13 protein-coding genes are annotated in these 14828 nt (G+C 44.6%); 7 read left to right on the forward strand and 6 right to left on the reverse strand.

Going from position 1 to position 14828, the window contains the following annotated elements:
- Nucleotides 1-13: 13 nt before the first annotated feature.
- Genes gatB through gatC form a run of 3 tightly spaced genes read right to left on the reverse strand, consistent with a single transcriptional unit; the run spans nucleotide 14 to nucleotide 3221 of the window.
- Nucleotides 14-1459 carry an Asp-tRNA(Asn)/Glu-tRNA(Gln) amidotransferase subunit GatB gene (gene gatB, locus D104_RS23275; protein WP_024023049.1) on the reverse strand — a complete coding sequence of 482 codons (1446 nt, stop codon included), beginning with the start codon at nucleotides 1457-1459 and terminating at the stop codon, nucleotides 14-16.
- 2 nt (nucleotides 1460-1461) lie between these two features.
- A complete protein-coding gene (gatA, locus tag D104_RS23280; RefSeq protein ID WP_024023050.1) occupies nucleotides 1462-2922 on the reverse strand; it encodes an Asp-tRNA(Asn)/Glu-tRNA(Gln) amidotransferase subunit GatA in 1461 nt (486 codons plus the stop codon).
- An 11-nt stretch (nucleotides 2923-2933) separates the two neighbouring features.
- A complete protein-coding gene (gene gatC, locus D104_RS23285; protein WP_024023051.1) occupies nucleotides 2934-3221 on the reverse strand; it encodes an Asp-tRNA(Asn)/Glu-tRNA(Gln) amidotransferase subunit GatC in 288 nt (95 codons plus the stop codon).
- A gap of 236 nt (nucleotides 3222-3457) precedes the next feature.
- On the opposite strand from gatC, the gene D104_RS23290 reads away from it, so the two are divergent.
- From D104_RS23290 to D104_RS23320, 7 genes are read left to right on the forward strand one after another with little or no spacing between them, the layout of a single operon-like run.
- Nucleotides 3458-4501: a rod shape-determining protein gene (locus D104_RS23290; RefSeq protein ID WP_024023052.1), complete on the forward strand. Its 1044-nt coding sequence runs from the start codon at nucleotides 3458-3460 to the stop codon at nucleotides 4499-4501.
- Nucleotides 4502-4547: 46 nt separating this feature from the next.
- On the forward strand, nucleotides 4548-5351 hold the full coding sequence (gene mreC, locus D104_RS23295; RefSeq protein WP_031214507.1) for a rod shape-determining protein MreC: 804 nt from the start codon (nucleotides 4548-4550) through the stop codon (nucleotides 5349-5351).
- Nucleotides 5351-5824, forward strand: coding sequence for a rod shape-determining protein MreD (mreD, locus tag D104_RS23300; protein ID WP_024023054.1), 474 nt, complete (start codon nucleotides 5351-5353; stop codon nucleotides 5822-5824). The genes mreC and mreD overlap by 1 nt, the downstream gene beginning before the upstream one ends.
- A gap of 21 nt (nucleotides 5825-5845) precedes the next feature.
- Nucleotides 5846-6454, forward strand: coding sequence for a Maf family protein (locus tag D104_RS23305; protein ID WP_024023055.1), 609 nt, complete (start codon nucleotides 5846-5848; stop codon nucleotides 6452-6454).
- Nucleotides 6447-7901, forward strand: coding sequence for a ribonuclease G (gene rng, locus D104_RS23310; RefSeq protein WP_024023056.1), 1455 nt, complete (start codon nucleotides 6447-6449; stop codon nucleotides 7899-7901). The genes D104_RS23305 and rng overlap by 8 nt, the downstream gene beginning before the upstream one ends.
- A 17-nt stretch (nucleotides 7902-7918) precedes the next feature.
- Complete coding sequence (locus D104_RS23315) at nucleotides 7919-11743, forward strand: YhdP family protein (RefSeq protein ID WP_024023057.1); 3825 nt, start codon at nucleotides 7919-7921, stop codon at nucleotides 11741-11743.
- Nucleotides 11740-12573: a carbon-nitrogen hydrolase family protein gene (locus tag D104_RS23320; protein ID WP_024023058.1), complete on the forward strand. Its 834-nt coding sequence runs from the start codon at nucleotides 11740-11742 to the stop codon at nucleotides 12571-12573. The genes D104_RS23315 and D104_RS23320 overlap by 4 nt, the downstream gene beginning before the upstream one ends.
- 67 nt (nucleotides 12574-12640) lie before the next feature.
- On the opposite strand, the gene yjgA is transcribed toward D104_RS23320, so the two are convergent.
- The 3 genes from yjgA to D104_RS23335 are packed head-to-tail and all read right to left on the reverse strand — an operon-like array spanning nucleotide 12641 to nucleotide 14819.
- A complete protein-coding gene (gene yjgA / locus D104_RS23325; protein ID WP_024023059.1) occupies nucleotides 12641-13177 on the reverse strand; it encodes a ribosome biogenesis factor YjgA in 537 nt (178 codons plus the stop codon).
- A 6-nt stretch (nucleotides 13178-13183) separates the two neighbouring features.
- Complete coding sequence (gene mgtE, locus D104_RS23330; protein WP_031214508.1) at nucleotides 13184-14536, reverse strand: magnesium transporter; 1353 nt, start codon at nucleotides 14534-14536, stop codon at nucleotides 13184-13186.
- 13 nt (nucleotides 14537-14549) lie between these two features.
- Nucleotides 14550-14819 carry an HPr family phosphocarrier protein gene (locus D104_RS23335; RefSeq protein WP_024023061.1) on the reverse strand — a complete coding sequence of 90 codons (270 nt, stop codon included), beginning with the start codon at nucleotides 14817-14819 and terminating at the stop codon, nucleotides 14550-14552.
- Between the last annotated feature and the right edge of the window lie 9 nt (nucleotides 14820-14828).

A 14828-nucleotide genomic window follows, 5' to 3' on the forward strand; every position in this document is an offset into this window, starting at 1 on the left:
CTTCGGCTGGTAATTAGCCTTTAAGCATTTTGGTAAGAATGGGGTTGACTAGGCCTGGATTGGCTTTGCCTTGTGATGCTTTCATGACTTGACCAACGAAGAATCCAGTCATTTTCTTTTGCTTATCTTCGTCTGCCGCTCGATACTGTTCCACTTGAGCTGGATTTGCATCCAGAATCGCTTGGATCATGGTTTCGATCGCGCCAGTATCTGTAACTTGTTTTAAGCCTTTTGCTTCGATGATGGTATCCGCTGAGCCTTCGCCTTCCCACATTGCTTGGAGTACGTCTTTGGCGGTTTTCCCGTTAATCGTATTGTCCTTTATACGCACAAGCAATTCACCAAAGGCTTGAGCGCTGACTGGGGCGTTTTCAATGTCCAGTTGCTCTTGATTAAGCAGTTTGCTCAATTCGCCCATGACCCAGTTTGCAGTCACTTTTGCGTCCTTTACGACAGCGTTGGCGCTTTCAAAGTAATCTGCCATAGCACGTGATGACGACAGTACGTTGGCGTCGTATTCGCTTAGGCTATGCTCGCTTTGAAAGCGTGCGGCCTTTTGACGAGGGAGTTCTGGTAGGCTTGCTTTGATTTCGTCGACGTAGTCTTGAGTCAAGACGATTGGTAGCAGGTCAGGACAAGGGAAATAACGGTAGTCGTTGGCGTCTTCTTTAGAGCGCATACTACGTGTTTCGTTTTTCTCAGGGTCGTACAGTCGCGTTTCTTGAGTGATGCGTCCGCCATCTTCTAAAATGTCCGCTTGGCGTTCAATTTCAGTGTAGATGGCTTTTTCAATAAAGCGAAACGAGTTAACGTTTTTGATTTCGGTACGAGTGCCGTATTCTTTTTGGCCTTTAGGTCGCAATGAAATATTGACGTCGCAACGCATTGAGCCTTCTGCCATATTGCCATCACATATGCCTAAATACGTCACAATAGAGTGAATCATCTTCACGTAAGCGACGGCTTCTTTGGCGGAGCGAATATCGGGTTCAGAGACGATTTCAAGTAATGGTGTGCTGGATCGATTTAAATCGATTCCCGTCATTCCTTGGAAGTCTTCATGCAGTGACTTGCCTGCATCTTCTTCAAGGTGGGCGCGTGTAATGCCAACGCGAGATGTGGTGCCATCTTCTAGGGTTACATCAAGGTGGCCAATACCAACAATTGGGTGATCCATTTGGCTGGTTTGGTAGCCTTTTGGTAGATCCGGGTAGAAATAGTTTTTGCGGGCAAAAACGGATGTCATGCCGATTTCAGCATTGACGGCATGACCAAACATAACGGCCATGCGCAAGGCTTCTTTGTTGAAAACAGGGAGTGCGCCAGGCATGCCGAGATCAACGAGTGTTGTTTGTGTGTTTGGTTCTGCGCCAAAACCAACGGCGGCGCCAGAAAATAGTTTTGATTTGGTCGTGAGCTGAGTATGAATCTCAAGGCCTATAACAACTTCCCAATTCATGCTTAAGCTCCTTTTGCCATTGTTGGTGTTTGTAAGTGCCAATCAGTATTTTGTTGATACTGGTGCGCTACGTTTAGCAACTTGGCTTCGGCAAAGTAGTTGCCCATTACTTGAAGGCCAACTGGCATGCCATTGGCAAAACCTGCAGGAATCGACATTGCTGGAATGCCGGCAAGATTGACGGATAGTGTGTAAATGTCTTCTAGGTACATGGCAACGGGGTCACTGGTTTTACTGCCAAGACCAAATGCGGTTGTTGGTGCGACAGGGCCCATAATCACATCCACCTCGCTCAATGCTTTGACAAAGTCTTCTTTGATCAAGCGGCGTATTTTCTGTGCCTTTAAATAGTAGGCATCGTAGTAGCCTTCTGATAGAGCGTAAGTGCCGACCATGATGCGTTTTTGAACTTCGGTGCCAAAACCCTCTGCGCGTGAGCGGTTGTACATGTCTAATAGGTCTTTCGGGTCATCACAGCGGTGACCAAATCGAACGCCATCAAAGCGAGATAGGTTTGATGATGCCTCGGACGGTGCGATCACGTAATAAGACGGTATGCTCAATTGCAGGTTTGGTAGTGAAATTTCTTTCACGATCGCGCCCATTTTTTCAAACTCTTTCACTGCTGTCATGATGATGTCAGCTACTTTAGGGTCAAGGCCTTCGCCAAAGTACTCTTTAGGTAGGCCTATTTTCAATCCTGTGAGTGGTGTGTTTAGGTTTGAAATGTAGTCGTCATTTGGTGTTTCAGATGAGGTGGAGTCTTTTTCATCAAATCCAGCCATGGCTTGTAGTAAGTGCGCACAATCTTCGGCGCTTTTCGCCATCGGGCCGCCTTGATCTAGGCTGGATGCGTAAGCGATCATGCCGAAGCGGGATACACGACCATAAGTCGGTTTTAGGCCGGTAATGCCGCAAAATGAGGCAGGTTGGCGGATGGATCCGCCGGTGTCTGTTCCTGTTGCGGCAACCACGAGTCCGGCAGCAACAGCTGCAGCTGAGCCGCCAGAAGAGCCACCAGGAACCATGTCTAAATTCCAAGGGTTTTTAACGGCACCGTAAAAGCTGTTTTCGTTAGAAGAGCCCATGGCGAATTCGTCCATGTTGGTTTTGCCCAGCATGACGGCGCCCGCTTCCTGGATGCGGCTTGTGACGGTTGATTCATAAGGCGGAATAAAGTTGTTCAGCATTTTAGAGCCGCAAGTCGTTAGCGTGCCTTCAGTGCAGAAAAGGTCTTTGTGTGCGATTGGTATGCCCGTTAGGCTGGAGCCTTTTCCACTGCTGAGTAAAATATCAGCGGCAGCGGCTTGCTCTAAAGCTTGTTGTTCGCTAACTGTGATGAAGCTATTCAATTGTGGATCAAGTGTGGCTATGCGCTTTAAGAAAAGGCGGGTTAGCTCAACGCTGGATATGTCTTTGTTACGTAATTTTTTCGCTAATGTCGAGATGCTTTGTTCGAACATGCTTGGCTCTCTTAATCGATCACTTTCGGTACAAGAAAAAGACCGGCTTCGGTCTGAGGTGCGTTCGCTAGGAATGCGTCACGGCGATTGCCTTCTGTGACTTTGTCTTCTCTTAATCTTTGTGTCATTTCAAGCGGGTTTGAAAGTGGTTCAACACCATCTGTGTTCACAGATTGCATTTGTTCGACAAGCGATAAAATGCTGGATAATGAGTGTTGGTATTGATCGGCGTCTTCCTCTGTGAGGGCGAGGCGAGCCAAGTGTGCAATTTTTTGCACGTCTTGTTTGTCTATGGACATGTTCCACCTGAATAATGATTGTCGTAAATGGCTTTTATTGTATCCCTAACTTGTATTGCTATAAAGCTAACAGCGTGAAAAACCTAGCTTATTTTTTGAATATGGGTTTTTTTCAATGAAACAATGGCGTGCTAGGGAACTTTTTTAAGATTTACGTTGAATCAACTTGCCCAATGGGCAAGCGATTGTTACATTTTGAGGCTGTTCGTATCGTATTTATCAGGGTGTAGGAATTCATGTTTAAGAAAATCAGGGGAATGTTTTCAAGTGATTTGTCCATTGACTTAGGAACGGCAAATACCCTTATTTACGTTCGCGACCGCGGAATCGTGCTTGATGAGCCGTCTGTAGTAGCCATTCGTCATAATGGAAATCAGAAAACAGTAGCGTCAGTTGGTACCGATGCGAAGCGTATGTTGGGCCGAACGCCGGGTAACATTACGGCTATTCGACCGATGAAAGACGGCGTTATCGCTGATTTTCATGTGACGGAAAAAATGCTTCAGTACTTTATTTCTAAAGTTCATGAGAACAGCTTTTTGAAACCAAGCCCTCGTGTTTTGGTTTGTGTTCCTTGTAAATCTACTCAGGTTGAACGCCGCGCTATTAAAGAGTCTGCTTTGGGCGCTGGTGCGCGTGAAGTGTATATTATTGAAGAGCCAATGGCGGCTGCGATTGGTGCAGGTCTTCCTGTAGCTGAAGCATCGGGTTCTATGGTGATTGATATTGGTGGTGGTACAACTGAAATTGCGATCATCTCTTTGAATGGTATTGTGACTTCTGAGTCCATCCGTGTTGGTGGTGACCGTTTTGATGAAGCTATTACGACCTATGTTCGTCGTCAATATGGTAGCTTGATCGGCGATGCAACCGCTGAACGTATTAAGACGGAAATTGGTATGGCGTACCATACTGGTGAAGAATTACAAATTGATGTACGTGGCCGTAACTTGGCGGAAGGGATACCACGCTCTTTCGTATTGAGTAGTACGGAAATTCTTGAAGCGTTACAAGAGCCACTGGCTCAAATTGTACAAGCTATTAAAGGTGTACTTGAACAATCTCCACCAGAATTGGCGGCTGACATCGGTGAAACTGGTCTGGTCCTAACGGGTGGTGGCGCGTTATTGCGTGAAATTGACCGTCTGATCAGTGAAGAAACAGGCTTGCCAGTGATCATCGCTGATGACCCGCTTACTTGTGTTGCTCGTGGTGGCGGTATGGCTTTAGAGTTGATGGACAAGCACGCATCAGAGCTATTTACGGCAGACAATGAGTAAAAGCTAGGAGCGTACCATTAAAAATTCGCTTCCCATTAATGGCAAAATATCTAGTACGCGTTTTGTCGTATTGGTTATTTTGTCAATAGCGATGATTGTTGCTGATGTCCGTTATAGTGTTTTTTCACAAGTAAGGCCTTATTTGACCTTGCTTGTGACGCCTATTCAGGTGGTGGTGAATACGCCCCAGAAAATGCTTAATTGGGCTGGAGAGCATCTTGCAAGTCGTGAAGGTTTGGTGAAAGAAAACCAATCCTTACAGTCAGAAATATTGCTGCTGCGCAGTCGTCAGCAGCGACTTGATTCCCTCCAGGCTGAAAACGTTCGTTTGCGTGAATTGCTAGACGCTTCCCAGCGTGTTGATGAAAAGATTGTCATGGCAGAGGTGATCGGCTTTGATCAAAATGCTTATAGTCACAAGTTGATGATAGATAAGGGTTTTTCTTCTGGTGCTTATGTTGGTCAACCTGTATTAGATGCAACCGGTGTGTTGGGTCAAGTGGTTGAAACTGCAGCGTACAGTAGTCGTGTGTTGCTTATTGCGGATGCTAGTCATTTTGTTCCTGTTCAGTTGTCTCGTACTGGTTTTAGAGGGATATTGCGTGGGACAGGCAGCTTGCAGGTTATGGAGCTGATGAGTGTTCCTCGTTCTGTTGATATTAAAAAAGGCGATATTTTAACAACGTCTGGTTTGGATAAACGTTTTCCGAGTGGTTACCCTGTTGGGGTTGTTCGGAGTGTAAAGTACACTCAGGGCAAAGCCTATGCAGATGTTGATGTAGTGCCATTGGCTCAGTTAGGGCGTAGTCGCCATGTGATGCTTATTGATAAGCCAAAGGCTGGGCGATAATGAAACCGATTCTAGTTTTTTTTCTTACCTTGTTAACCGCCTTAATGCTTGAGGCAGTTCCGTTCCCTGAAGAATTGGTTTGGTTTCGTCCGGAATGGGCTTTACTGGTTATTTTATACTGGGTAATTGCTTTGCCATTTAGGGTCGGTGTTGGTTTAGCGTGGTTTTTGGGGTTGATGATTGATTTATTACAGGGTGGGATTATAGGTCAGCATTCTCTTACTTATGTCATAATCGCTTATGCCTGTGCCGTATTTTACAAGCGTTTGAGAATGTACCATCGCTGGCAGCAAGGCTTTTTTGTTTGCTTGTTGGTCAGCATGAATCAGTTAATTGATTTCTGGGTTGATCATTACCTTGGGCATGCAGAGCCAACATTAATGATTTTTATGCCGGCTGTTATGACGGGGTTGTTATGGCCTTGGTCTTTTATTATTTTGCGCAGTGTGCGCCGTATTTACGCTATCCATTAGGTCGTTTGATAGGGAAAGTTTATGCTTATTTTGGCTTCAGCCTCGCCGAGAAGAAAGGAACTCCTTAGTCTCTTGGTGAGAGAGTTTGAAGTGTTACCTGCCGACATTGATGAAACACCTAAGAGTCAAGAGAGTGCGAACGATTATGTTGTTCGTATGGCTATAGAAAAAGCACAGGCTGCGGCTGAAAAGTATAAGCAACAATCGAATGCGAATGTATCGGCTATTTTTATTGCTTCAGATACGAGTGTTATTGTTGACGGGCAGATTTTAGGTAAGCCTAGCTCTCTTGAGGATTCACAATCTATGCTAAGGCTGCTCTCTGGCCGTTCCCACCAAGTTGTTACCTCTCTTTGTTTTTTTAATGTAAAAAATGCACACCTTGCAACGAAACTTGTTATCAGTGATGTTCTGTTTCGTGCTATTTCAAATGTTGAAATAGAGCAGTATTGGAAGACGGGTGAGCCTCAAGATAAGGCGGGTTCATATGCTATTCAAGGGCTAGGTTCTGTTTTTGTTCAGTCTATGTCTGGTTCTTACTCCGCTGTTGTTGGTTTGCCATTATATGAGACAGCACAATTACTTGCCCAATTTGGAATCCATTCGCTAGAGGATATGTCCCATGAGTGAAGACGTACTTATTAATGTCACCCCAATGGAGATTCGTGTTGCTCTAGTTGAAAACGGGGTATTGCAGGAAGTTTACATTGAGCGCGCAAGCCGTAAAGGTATTGTAGGTAATATATATCAGGGTAAAGTCGTTCGAGTTTTACCTGGTATGCAAGCGGCGTTTGTTGATATTGGCCTGGAAAGGGCAGCGTTTATTCATGTGTCTGAGGTAGTGGATCGTGATGCGGTTAATCCAAGTGATCAAATCGGTGATTATTTGCGTGAAGGGCAATCGCTTGTGGTCCAGGTGACAAAGGATCCTATTAGCTCTAAAGGTGCTCGGTTAACAACGCATCTATCAATTCCATCTCGCTATTTGGTTTATATGCCGGATCAGGCGCATGTTGGCGTGAGTCAAAGAATTGAAGATGAGGTAGAGCGAGAGCGTCTTAAGTCGCTGGTTTCAGAAGCATTAACCGATGCGGATGAAAATAGTGGTTATATATTAAGAACCGCCGCTGAACGGGCTGGCGAAGAAGAAATACTGGCAGACATTAAGTTTCTGACGAGGCTTTGGCAGTCTGTAAAGCGTCGAATGCAAAATGCGAAAGCGCCGTCTGTTATTTATGATGATCTTCCTTTGCATTTGCGTACGATGCGGGACTTGGTAGGGCTAACCACCGAGAAAATTCGTATTGATTCCAAAGAAAACTACGCAAAGCTTCGTGCGTTTGCAGACGACTTTATTCCCGAGTTAAAAGACAGGATTGAGTATTATCCTGGTGAACGCCCCATCTTTGATTTATACAGTGTAGAAGATGAAATTCATAAAGCGCTAGACCGCAAAGTGCAGTTGAAGTCGGGTGGTTATTTACTGGTTGAACAAACTGAGTCGATGACGACGATCGATGTTAATACTGGTGCTTTCGTTGGCAGTCGAAATTTAGAAGAAACGATTTACAAGACCAACCTTGAGGCTGCAACGGCAATTGGTCGACAGCTCAGATTAAGAAATCTGGGTGGCATTATTATCATCGATTTCATCGACATGGAAGACGAAGAGCATAAGCGTCAAGTGTTGCGAATGCTTGAAAAAATATTGGACTTGGATCACGCGAAGACAAAAATCACCGGCGTCTCTGAGCTTGGTCTAGTAGAGATGACAAGAAAGAGAACGCGTGAAAGCCTTGGTCAGACGCTGTGCGAACCTTGTCGTTCCTGTCGTGGCAGTGGGTTAGTGAAAACGCCAGAGACAGTGTGTTACGAGGTTTTTCGTGAGATTTTAAGGGCTGACCGAGCATATGACTCGCAAACCTATACTGTTTTAGCAGCGAGTTCCGTGGTTGAGCGCTTCCATGACGAGGAAAGTGTCGCTGTAGCGGAATTGGAAGCGTTTATTGGTAAGGCAATTCGTTTTCAAGTTGATTCTGTCTATACGCAAGATCAATATGATGTTGTTCTTAGATAGCCATAAAAGGCCTTAACATGCGTTGGTTATTGCGTAAATTGATCCTAATTCTTTTCTGGGGAACGATTGTTTTCACGGCACTTCTTGCTGTATTTTCAGTCAGTGTTAGGCAATTGTTGCCTTACCTAGACCATTATCGACCTCAGATAGAGAATAATTTACAGCAAATAACCGGTTACCCGATTACCTTGGGTGAGATAGATGGTCGTCTAGAAGGCATCGATCCTACGGTTTCTGTCAGTGATTTTAAGTTGCTTGTTAATGGCCAGTCTGCGATATCCATAAATGAAATGCGCATTCGGTTAGACCTCGTTAAATCGCTTCTAAGCTTAAGTCCTCAATTTACCTATATACGCTTTGTTCGTCCAACAATAGCCTTGCAAGAAAGTAATGGGCAGTGGCGATTAAATGGTGCGGCGCCTTCGCGAAATGTCCGTAACGATGTAGGTGTTGAGCGTGTCTTGGATTATTTGTCAGCGCAAAGAAACTTTTCTATTTTTGATGCCAAGCTTGAGGTAAGTAGTGTTCAGCTTGGTGAGCATGTTATACGAATTCCGCATGTCTATATTTTTCAAAAAGCCTTTGAGTCCTTACTTAGTTCTACATTGTATTTGGATGACTACAAATCCCCCTTTCAAGTAAATGCCCGAATTGATGAAACCCGTAGTCTATTAGGGAATTATCGAGTCAAAGCGTCCATTCAAGCACCCTTAATTTCATTGCCCTTAAAAACACTGCTTACTGAGGGGGCTTATTCTTTGTCGTCAGTGGAGTTTGGCGGCAATGTTTGGTTGGATGCGATAATTGGTAAAGAGTTGGAGGTTCGTACGGAAGAGGCAAGTGTGAATGTCGCTTTTAACGATGGGCAGGTTTATAGCGCAACTTCGTCAATTAAATTCCGTTATTCTCAAAAAAAGCCCAGCGTCCGAATGGATGTGTATGGCATGCGTGTCAAAGATAAGGCCGATGTTGTGTCTTCAGCTACAGATTGGTCATTTGATTGGTCGTCTGTGTCGAATCGATCCAATCTTAGTTTTAATCAGGTCGATCTTGGCTTGGCGAATGCGATATCAGCCCATTTTATACCTGAAGAAACCAATGCCGCGAAAATATTACATGGACTGAAACCGAAGGGGGTCGCGAGGAATGGGTCACTTAGAGTGTGGCGCGAAGATGAGGCCCTGGCGTTTCAATTTTTAAGTAACCTTCAGGGGGCTTCTGTTCAGGCGTATAACGGTATTCCTAGCGCAAATAACGTTAATGCTGTTTTTAGCTTGTCAGACGACAGTGGTTATATTGATTTTCGTGGCAAGGATAGCGAAATTGGGTTTGAGACGATTTACGATGAGTCGTGGCGTACAGATACGCTGTCTGGGTATGTGAGCTGGCAGAAGTTACAAGATGTATTTCTGGTTAGCGGGAAGGATTTGTCAGTTCAGCGCAATGGGGCTGATGTCGATGGTGGATTTCGATTGGAGGTTCGCACTGATGAGCCAGATTGGATATCGTTAGATTTGCATGGGCGAAACCTGTCTGTTGCGGATCGATTAACCTACTTGCCTCCCGAAGCCCTTAGTCATGATTTGAGGTCCTGGATTCAAACGGCTTTTAGTGATTCGTCTGACGGGCGAATAGATTCTGCTGATGTGCTTGTGCAAAGTGCATTGTCAGAGGGCGCGGTACCGCGTGTTAGAGTGCAGATGTTGGTAAGTGATGTGAATGTCGCGTTTGATAAAAATTGGCCGGCAGCAACGAAGGTTAATGGTGTTTTTGAATATGATGAGCTTGGTGTTTCTGTTCAAATCGATTCTGCCTTTTTATTAGACTTACCGGTAAGGGGGTTGTCTCTTACTGTGCCTGTTATAAATGGCTCTGCGGACTGGTTAAACCTGAAAGGGGCAGTCAGTGGGAAATCTTCTGTAATCGTATCTACACTTCGAGAGACGCCTCTGGCGGACTCTGTATTAAAGCCTTTTGCTAATTGGCAGTTGGAGGGGGCAGTTAAAGGTGATTTTGATGTTGCCATACCTTTTTCTGGAGACGCAGAACCTAAAGTGCGCTTAGGGTTGTCTTTTAAAAATAACCAATTACTGATTAAAGACATCGATCTGATGTCCCAAATTCAAAGTGGTAATTTGAATTACAGTTCAGCCGATGGCATCACCAATTCAGTATTTGGTATTAAGGTCTTGGGTGGTGCGTCGCATCTTGAATTATCTTCTAATGTCTCGTCGGGCGGTGATTTTGCAGTTGTTGGTGATATCTCTGGCGTGGTTGATGTGGCTGAAGTGGCTGCCTGGCATAAATTACCTGATGCTGCAATTAAAGCGCTCTCTGGTAAGTCTTCCTTTACCGCAAAACTGCTGGTTAATCAGTCTCAAGATGGTCAAATAGATTTAACGATAAATAGTGACTTAACCGGTGTTCGCATTGATTTGCCTGAACCATTGGGGAAAACAGCGGAAGAGACGAGTCCGTTGCAAATGAAAGTAATGGGTCATGAAAGGGATTTGGTTATTGATGTGGACTATGCTTCCTTATCTAAGGCGAGGATTCTTCTGCAGGGTGGGTCGTTTGTCGGTGGCGAACTTGTGTTGGGGGCGAATAGTCAGGCTCTAAGTTCTAGTATTCCAAAAGGTTTGGTATTAACGGGGGATTTTGACCGTTTTTACGTTCAAGATTGGCTTGCTGCGATTGCAGGCTTATCTGAGGGTGAGGGAAAATCCTCTGAGGCAGTTGATATTCCGGAGTTGCCAAAATGGCTGGCTCGGGTGGATTTAATTGTCGATGAAGTTGTGGTTAATCCCAATAATACGTGGCATAACTTTAAAGTGGGCTATAACTCAGCGAATGATAGATCACTCTTCGTGAGCTCCGACGAAATGAATTTTTCCTTGTTAAATAAAGATGGTATTCCAAATCTTCATTTTGGTTTTTTGAGTTGGCATACTGCTTCAACAGACGCTTCTGAAAATGGCTCTAATACACCACCTATTTCTGCTAAACAAATTCCGAATATGTTGCTTTCGGTTGATCAGCTTTACTTTAATCAGAAACCTTATGGTGATTGGCAGTTAAGTATTTCACGGGAAGGTGGCAGAGTAAGGGTTGATCCTATTTCGTCGAAATTAAAAACGGGTAAATTTAAAGGGTCCTTATTTTGGCAGGATGAAGGTGATCGTTCTGGTGTTGAGCTGGTTATTGCGGCAAATGGGCAGGATCTTGCTGAGTTAACGGGTAAGTTTTCGAATGACGCTTTTGTCTCTTCAAAAAAATATAAAATTGATGTCGCATTGAGTTGGAAAGGGCATCCTTTTTACTTTGATCGTGAATCTGTTTCAGGGCGGATCATTTTTTCTGCTGAAGATGGTAATTTTCGCAAGGTTGAGGAATTACCTGCGTTCCTAAAAGTTCTGGGTATTTTCAATATTGGAGCGCTTAGTCGCAGGCTGTCCCTAGATTTTTCAGATGTTTATAAACCTGGTCTAACCTACGATGAATTTAGTGGTTCGCTGTCTTTGGATAAGGGAATACTAAAAACGATTGCGCCTATTTCTATTATTTCACCAACTGCAGAGCTGGCTGTGGAAGGGGAGGCAAATATCGTGAATGAAACCTTAGATGAGAAATTGACAGCGACATTCCCTTTGACAGGGGCGCTTCCTTTGGCTGGCTTGCTCTGGGGAACGCCGCAGTTGGCGGGGTTGTTGTTTATCACCGATAAACTTATTGGTGACCAGCTTTCAAAAGTGACCAGTGTCCAATACAAGGTAGAAGGCTCATTTAACGAACCAACGATAACCCCCATTAAGTACAAGCCAATGAAGAGGGATGATAAATGACGCAGGCGCTTTGTGTGGCAGCGGTTCAGTTAACCAGTACTCGGCATTGGCAGCAGAACTTGCTTGAAGTTAAGCGGCTTGTTGCGCTCGCGGTAAACGATGGCGCTCGTTTGGTTGTGTTGCCTGAAAATGTTTTTTTGTTTGATGGCAAAGGAATGCGACGCTTAGCGGAATCAACAGGGCAAGAAATCTTGCTTGATGAAATTTGTGCGCTAGCAAAAAAATACGCCATTTTTCTTGTGGTTGGTTCTCACCCTTCTCTTTGTTCGCCCAATGGTGATGTGGTTGCGAATGGTCGCGTGAGGCAGACGTGTTGGGTGATTGATCCTGATGGCTGTTTTCTGGAACGCTATGACAAAATTCATCTATTTGATGTATTGGTTGATGATAAGGCGGCTTCTTATCAAGAATCTAGCTTTATTGAGGAAGGTGAGTTGGCGGTTAAAGTTGTTGATATTGATGGCTTTAAGGTTGGATTGAGCATTTGTTACGATGTGAGGTTTCCTGAATTATACAGAGCATTAACTCAGAAAGGGGCTGAGGTTTTGCTGGTGCCAGCGGCATTTACATATGTTACCGGTAAGGCTCACTGGAATGTATTATTGTCTGCGAGGGCGATCGAGAATCAGTGTTACGTGCTCGGCGTAAATCAATGTGGTTGGCATAATGAAACTCGACAGACTTATGGTCATAGCGCTTTATATTCTCCAATGGGGGAGTGCTTAGCTAGCTTGGGAGAAGAGCCGGGTTATTTTATTTTTCATATTACCAAGCAGCCGCTAGAGTGCTTTCGGCATAAAATGCCGTGTCTTTCTCATCGTCGGTTCTAATAAAAAAGCCTCAGTGCAATCTGCAGCTGAGGCCTTATGGATTATCAAAGTGCAATGTTACTTGGTATTACTCTTTTAGTCCGAGACGTTTTTCTTCTACATCGCGCAAAAGGCGAAACAGTTTTTTGCGGTTAGTTGTATTGCCTTCTTGTGACACTTCTTTTTGAGACTGGCGAATAAGTTGTCTTAGTAACTGAATCTCTTCAACATTCGGGTTTTCTTCTAAATATTGAGACAATACTTCTTTGCTGTTTTCACCAATTAGGGCATCTCGTTTCACTTCAAGCTGATGAAAAAGTTTGTTGTAAGCCGCTGAAGTGGAGTCAAATAGTGCAACGCGCTGAGCGATGGCTTCATGGTCTTCTGTACGCATCACTTTACCGATGTATTGAAGGTGGCGTCTCATGGCTTCGTGCTTTTTAATTCTATCGGCTTCCGCAATCGCTTCACGCAAAGTCTCTGACATCTCAACTTTTTTAAGCTGGTTCTTACTGAGCGCTAATAGCTTTTTTCCAAGATCTTGTAAGGCTTCCACTTCACGCTTGATTTGTGTTTTGCTTTTAGGGATGTCTTCTTCATTATCAAATTGATCAAAGTCTGTCATGGGAACCTATATTAGAAAAATGGTAGCGAGACCGAGGAAGGAAAGAAACCCAACCACATCGGTCACGGTGGTCAAAATAACACTGCCAGCAAGAGCCGGGTCAATTCCGAATCTTTTCAGCATAATTGGCAGAAGTGTACCAGTGGTAGCGGCAAATAGCAGGTTAATTATGGTTGCGCTCGCAATAATATAGGCAATTTTAATGTTGTCAAACCAAAGCGCGGTTAATGCGGCAATGACGGTCGCCCAAAGGATGCCATTAAGGAGTCCAACTATAATCTCCCTGTTCAAGAGCCATCGGGTGTTTGCGGAGCCAATTTGATTTAGTGCGATACCGCGTATGACAAGTGTTAATACTTGAGATCCGGCAATCCCCCCCATACTGGCGACAATCGGCATGAGTATGGCTAGTGCCACGACTTGGTCTAATGTGTTCTGAAAGAGTCCTATCACGTATGAGGCAATAAAAGCGGTGATGAGGTTAATCCCAAGCCAAACGGCGCGTCTTTTTGTCGTTTGCATGATGGGGGAGAAGGTGTCCTCATCATCGTCAAGGCCTGCCATGCTCAGCATGGAGTGTTCGGCTTCGTCTCGGATAACATCTACGACGTCATCAATGGTAATGCGACCGAGTAATTTTTTGGTAGTATCATCAATGACAGGTGCAGACACAAGGTCCATTTTTTCAAAGAGCTGAGCGACTTCGCTGGCAGGTGTTTCGGCATGAATAACGGTAAATTCAGTTTCCATGATGTCACGAACGGTGTCGTTGATGTCTGAAACTAAAAGTTTGGTAAGGGGAAGTGTTCCTAACAGTCGGTCTGAGCGGCTGACAACCAGTAAGCTGTCTGTCATATCCGGTAGTTTTGAATGTCTGCGTAAATAACGAAAAACAATGTCGACAGTGATGTTCGGACGGATGGTGATTGTGTCCGTATTCATCAAACCACCGGCGGAATCTTCCGAATAGCTTAATAGTGCTTCCACTCGCATTCTGTCTTGCGAGCTCATGGAAGCTAGAACTTCTGTTACGACTTTTTCTGGTAAGTGTTGTAATAAATCGGCTAAGTCATCACTTTCGAAATGTTCGGATACGGCGATAAGTCGCTCTGTATCCATATTTTTCATGAATTGAACGCCGATGTCTTCGCTTAGATATTGTAATACTTCGCCTTCATTTTTGTCCTCTATTAGCTCCCAGAGCAATTTACGCTCTTTGGGAGGTGAGGACTCTAATAGTCTGGCAACGTCCTGCGCTGGCAATGCCCCGTTAAGTAAATAACGGGTTTGCATTGTGGCGCCGGATTCAAGAGATTCGGTGACCGTTTTGAGGTGATTGAGAGTGGTTTTCTCTGACATTGACATTGTCGGGTTACTCGTCTTCACCAAAACGATTGTTAATTAACGCTATGATTGCTTTGATGGCTTCACTTTCATCGTCACCATTTGTCTTGACGCGAATTTCTGTGCCTTTGCCTGCCGCCAGCATCATCATTGCCATAATGCTTTTTCCGTCAACATTGCGACCATCTTTTTCGATGGTTATATCGCATGAAAATCGAGAGGTAGTCTCAACCAGTTTGCCCGCAGCGCGAGCATGCAAGCCAAGTTTGTTTATGATTGTGATGGACTCTTCCTGCATGCTTTTTTC

Origin of the sequence: Marinomonas profundimaris (assembly GCF_000508165.1) — a bacterium.
Taxonomy (GTDB): Bacteria; Pseudomonadota; Gammaproteobacteria; order Pseudomonadales; family Marinomonadaceae; genus Marinomonas; species Marinomonas profundimaris.